This window comes from Streptomyces phytophilus (genome assembly GCF_013870535.1).
Classification (GTDB): Bacteria; Actinomycetota; Actinomycetes; order Streptomycetales; family Streptomycetaceae; genus Streptomyces; species Streptomyces phytophilus.
Window position 1 is genome coordinate 1 of sequence record NZ_JACBXC010000321.1, and the last position, 5,463, is coordinate 5,463.

At 73.3% G+C, this 5,463-nt stretch carries 3 protein-coding genes; all 3 read right to left on the bottom strand.

Annotated elements, in window-relative coordinates; all coding sequences use genetic code 11:
- Positions 1–52: 52 nt before the first annotated feature.
- Positions 53–1,630 (bottom strand): NPN-dependent hydroxyacid isomerase, LarAH14/15/16 family, encoded by a 1,578-nt coding sequence (gene larAH, locus H5J30_RS15955; protein WP_309505544.1) that lies wholly within the window; start codon positions 1,628–1,630, stop codon positions 53–55.
- A gap of 131 nt (positions 1,631–1,761) precedes the next feature.
- Complete coding sequence (locus tag H5J30_RS15960; protein ID WP_181788103.1) at positions 1,762–3,000, bottom strand: zinc-dependent alcohol dehydrogenase; 1,239 nt, start codon at positions 2,998–3,000, stop codon at positions 1,762–1,764.
- Positions 2,997–5,363, bottom strand: a complete 2,367-nt coding sequence (locus H5J30_RS15965) for an HAD-IB family hydrolase (protein ID WP_181788104.1) — start codon at positions 5,361–5,363, stop codon at positions 2,997–2,999. Before H5J30_RS15965 ends, H5J30_RS15960 begins: the two co-directional genes overlap by 4 nt.
- Positions 5,364–5,463: the final 100 nt, after the last annotated feature.

Here is a 5,463-nt window from a genome sequence, read left to right on the forward strand (position 1 = left end):
CGCAGGCTGCCCTTGCCCGGCTTGCCGCCCTTCCCGCGGCCCTTGGCGCCGCTCATCGGACGGACGCCAGGGTGAGCGGCGGCATGTGCTGGTACGTGATCGAGGGGCTGGTGCCCACCGTCTGCGAGGCCAGTTGCAGCGCGTCGTTCAGGGTCGACGCCGACTGCACGCCGAGCCGCGAGGCCGCGCTGCGGTCGGCGCCGACGAAGATGACCTGGCCCAGGTGCTGCATCGCGTGCGCGCCCCAGTACCACATGTAGAAGGGGTGCACGCCGTGGTAGGCGTAGCTCTTGCGGTAGAGGTGCGTGTACCACGGGTCGGTGGCGAACTGCTTCTCGAACTTGGCCTCGATGACCGCCGGGTCGGTGGTCTCGGCCAGCACCTCTTCGTAGAAGTCGATGTAGCTGGGGTGGTGCACGGGGTGGAACTCGTTCGGCATCGGGTGGTAGAAGATCCCGACGCCGCCCTCCCGCACGATCGGCTTGTTCAGGTACAGGTTGAAGAAGTAGCCGAGGCCCAGGCACATCGTCAGGATCGGGTTCATCACCGAGTTGACGTTGTACGGGCAGATGTACGGCAGCCCGTAGACCGCGACGTCCGCCTGCCCCTGCACCTCGGTGAGCTGCTGGCGGTGGACGTTGCGCAGGGTGATCGGGTGCACCTCGCTCGGCGCGCCGGCGTTGACGCCGGTGACCCCGTACGGCGCCTCCGACTTGTGCCACAGCCGGCGCCGCATCGACGGCGTCATCAGCGAGTTGCCGCGCCGGGAGGCGAGGTAGGCGGCCTGGTCGCCGTAGTTCCACTCCCACTCGCGCTTGTTGAGGAAGCGGGTGGCCGACGGGAAGGTGTCGTTGTTCAGCGTCGTCTCGACGGTGAACACCTTGACCTGGCCGCCGATCAGGTCGTGCATCCGGTTGTACGACTGGTGCATGGCCGACTTCGGCGGGTCGTTGAACGACCGGGAGTGCCGCAGCGTGTGCACGTTGTGGTGGTGGCGGATGCTGCGGTAGCTGGCCAGGCCCACCGACACCGACTTGGGCCCGCCGCTCATCGCCGTCGACGTGATGTTCACGTAGACGACGAGGTCGCTCTCGGCCGCCCGCCGGTTGATCTCGACCTCCTCGCCCTCCGCGGTGTCGCCGAGGTGTACGAGGTTGTCGCGGTCCTCGGCGTCGTGGTTGGTGAGGTGCTGCGGGAAGAACGACCGGAACACCCGGTCGCCCACGATGTGCTGCAGCTCCGCCGGGGTCATGCGCCGGTGCAGGGCGTTGGCGGCGATCAGCTCGACGTCGTCGACGCCCTTGGCCGCCGCCATCTCCAGCACCTGCTCGATGATCCGCTGGCGCACGTCGGGGCGGCGCATCGGCGGCAGGGGCAGCGACAGGTCGTCGAAGACGATCGTCAGCCGCATGCCGGCGAACAGCAGCTCGGGCAGGGGCTCGCTGCCGTGCGGTTCGAGCAGCGCGCGGCGGATGACCCCGTCGAGGTCGCGGATGCCGGGCAGCGAGTCGGGCGGGTAGATCACCCGGGTGCCGTGGGGCAGCCGCTCCAGCCGGAAATTCTCGCCCTCGTGCACCAGCAGGGGCGGGGTTCGTTCGTCGACTTCCAGCACGAAGCCTGGTCTGCTCACGCTCTCTCCTCAGTGTGGTCGCCGGCGCCTGCAGGGGGCGGCGGTGCGGGCGTCGGGTGCCCGGCGGCTGCGTACGGCGGTGGGGGGCGGCCGACTCCGGTGTCGGCCCCTACCCTGCCATTCGTGCCCGGTCAGCCGTCCAGGGTCGGGTCAAAGGCGATCTTGACGGAGCCCGCGGAGCCGGCCGCGAACGCGTGCTCCAGCGCGGGGCGCCACTGCTGGAGCGCGTAGCGCTCGACGTACCCGTCCAGGGGCGCGGTGGCGGCGAGCTGCACCGCCTTGTCGAAGTCGGTGCCGGCGCGGCCGTCGGGGCCCGCGTCGGGGTCGTCCGCGCCGACGTCCTCGCGGCGTCTGGTCGTGTACGCGCCCACGAGGCTCAGCTCCCGGTACCAGAGCGGGGTCAGGTCGGCGCCCCCCGGGATGCCGGACACGACGACCGTGCCCCCGGCCCGTACCGTACGCAGCGCGGTGTCGAGGCCGGCGCCGCCGCCGGTGCACTCGAAGGCGACGTCCGCCCCGCCGAGCAGGAACTCCGAGCCCATCTCGGGGCGCTGGGCGAGCGCCGAGGTCAGCCGGCGGACGACGCGCAGCGCGCGGTCCGGCTCCACGGCCTCGTCCGCGCCCAGCGCCACCGCCCGTTCGCGCTGGTGGCCGTGCTTGGCGACGACGTGGATGGTGCCGGCCTCGGTGAGCTGCCGCAGCGCCAGCACGGTGAAGAGGCCCACCGTGCCGGCCCCGATGACCAGCACCGAGGCGCCCGGCTCGATCGGCACCCGGCGCACCGAGTGGATCGCGCAGGCCAGCGGCTCGACGAGCACCGCGCGCTCGTCCGGCAGGTCGTCGGGCACCGGGCGGAGCTGGTGCTCGTGGGCGACCATGCGCTGGGCCCAGCCGCCGCCGGTGTCGGCGCAGTAGCCGGTCTGCATGCCGGGCGCGAGGTGCCCGGAGGTGATGTGGTCGCAGCGGTTGGTGTGGCCGGCGCGGCAGGCGTCGCACTCGGGCAGGCCGCGTACCGCGCAGGACAGCACCGGGTCGAGCACGACGCGGGTGCCGCGCGGGATGGTCGGCAGGTCGTCCACGGTGGTGCCGACGACCTCGTGTCCCGGTACGAACGGCGTGGACGTCAGCGCCGCCAGGTACGGCGACACGGTGCCGTTGAGCATCCCGAGGTCCGAGCCGCAGATGCCGGACAGGCTGGGCGCCAGCCGGGTCCAGCCGTCGCCCTTGGGCAGTTCGCGCCGGTCGCGGGTGAGCCGCAGCGGCGCGAGCGAGCCGGCCAGCGAGCCGGCGGCGCGGCTGCGGGTGCGGCTGAGCCCGCGGGCGGCCAGGAAGCGCGCGGGCGAACGGTGGTACTGAAGCGCCAGGCTCATCGGGCCTCTCCGTCGGATGCGGTGCGGCCGGCCGCGGGCAGGGCCCGTACGGGACGCGGCCGGGTGTGGCTGATCACGGTGCCCGCGAGCGCGTCCCAGCGGCTCGCGGTGTGCGTCCCCCAGCGGGCGATCTCCCAGCGGTGGCGCTTGGCGTGCCGGAACAGCCGGGTGTCGGGGTTGACCGCGTGCGGCCTGCCGACGGCCTCCAGCAGCGGCCGGTCCGAGTAGCTGTCGGCGTAGCCGAAGCTGGCGCCGAGGTCGACCTCCTGCTCGCGGGCGTGGGTGTGCAGCCACGCCGCGCGGCCCTCGCCGACGATCGGCGGGGTGCGCAGGAAGCCCGTGAGGACGCCGTCGTGCTCGGCGAGGCGGGTCGCCTCGATGTCGTCGAAGAGCGGCCGCAGCGGCTCCACGAGGACGTCGAGGCTCCCGGTGATGAGCACGGTGCGGTGGCCGGCGGCGCGGTGGGCGCGGATGCGGCGTACGGCCTCGGGCATCACGCGGTGCAGCAGCGCGTCGCCGACCTGCTCGGCGACCAGGGCGCGCAACTCCTCGGCGTGCGCGCCCTCGTAGCGGCGGAAGAACGAGCGCATCACGTCGCCGCGGTCGCGCCGCTCGGCGAGCAGGTAGCGGGGCGCGTTGCGGGCGAGGTCGAACAGCTCGGGGGCCCAGCGCCCGCGGGGCAGCGACGCCAGCCGGGTCCAGACGTAGGACTCGACGATGTCGGAGGCGATGATCGTGCCGTCCAGGTCGAAGACGGCGGCCGTGCTGCCGGCGGCGACGTCGCCGCCGGGCGGGAGCGCGGCGGGGTCGGTCCTGCGGGTCCTGCGGCCGCCGCCGGTTCTGGCCCGCAGCGGGGCGGTGACCTTGGGGCAGTGGACCTCTTCGAGGTACGTGTACCAGTCGATCTCGGCGGGGTCGAAGCCGTGTTCCGCGGCGCGGTCGGCGGGCAGCGCGGCGTTGAGCGCGCGCAGCTCGCGGTCGTCGTAGACGACGGCGGTGCGGGTGTAGACGCCGTACAGGTCGGAGTAGCGGCGCAGCGTCTCCAGGGAGCGCTTCTCCTTGTGCAGCCTGCTCGCCCACTCCTGGGTGCGCTCGGTGCCGGGGAGCTGGCCGAGGAGCTTGTCGGCGAAGTTCGCGGCGCGCTCGCCGGCGCCGAGCGCGAACTCCACCCGGGAGGCGCCGGGGAACGTCCACGTCGGCGGCCGGACGTGGCCGCGGCCGCTGCTCTCCGGCAGCGGGTCCCGGCGGAAGTAGGAGTACACGTGCTTGTACAGGTCACGCAGCGTGAGGGGGTTGGTGGCGCCGGAGCCGATGTGGAAGTAGTGCGGCCCGGCGCCCTCCTCGGGCGGGGCGGCCGCGGCGGCGAGGGTGGCGTTGACGACGAGGTCGACGGGGACGACGTCCATCACGGTGTCCGGCTGGCCCGGCATGTCGCGCAGCAGGCCGCTGCCGTACGCGATGATCAGCGGGTCGGCCATCTTGAAGCCGTCGATCCAGCCGGGGTACGGGTGGCGCAGCGCGCTCTCCACGATCGCGGGCCGCACGATCGACAGCGGCCTGTCCGCCCACAGTTCCTCGACGGCGCGCTCGGACATCGCCTTGGTGAAGGTGTAGACGTCGGAGAAGCCGAGGATCTCGGCGCGGGTGGCGCCGTGTTCGACGAGCCGCTCCTCGACCCAGGCGCGGCGCGCGTCCTCCGCGTCCTTGGCGGCGATCCGCGGGCCCGCCTTGCCGTGGTCGCGGCCGGCCTTCTCCAGCGCCTTGCGCAGCACCTCGGGGCGGCGGGAGGCGCGCTCGACGTCGTCGCGGGCGGCCAGGCCCTGGGCCAGCTCGCCGCGCCAGTCGACGTCGTGGGTGAGCCGGCCCTCGCGGACGAGGCCCTGGCCGCCGCTGGAGACGTACGCGGTGGAGATGTGCACGATGTGCGGCGGGCGCTGCTGCCGGCCCAGCTTCTCGTACAGCGCGACGGCGCCGGAGACGTTGCTGCGGAACGCCTCGTCGATCGGCGGGTCGAACGAGACGGACGAGGCGCAGTGGATGGCGACGTCGATGTCGTCGGGGAACTCGACGTCCGCCAGCCGGTCGAGCGCGCCCTCGATGACGGTGACGCGCCGCTCCGCCTCGGCGAACGCGACCTCGTCGCCGACCTGTTCGCGCCAGGCGCGGAAGACGTCCTTGCGCAGCAGGCGGCGGAAGCGGTCGGCGGCGCCGCCGTTGCCCCGCGGGCGGACGACGATCGAGACGCGGGTGCCGGGATGGCCGGACAGCAGCCGCTCCAGCAGCGCCTGCCCGATGAAGCCGGTGGCCCCGGTCAGCAGGACGTGCGCGTCGTCGAGTCGCCCGATGCGGTAAGTCCCCGTCACTCGTGCCCTCCCCTGGTCTGGTCTTGCATATGCCGGTCTCTGTTTCTGTTGCGGACCGGCGTCAACCGGTGGCGGGCCGCGGCACCGCCAGGTCGCCCCG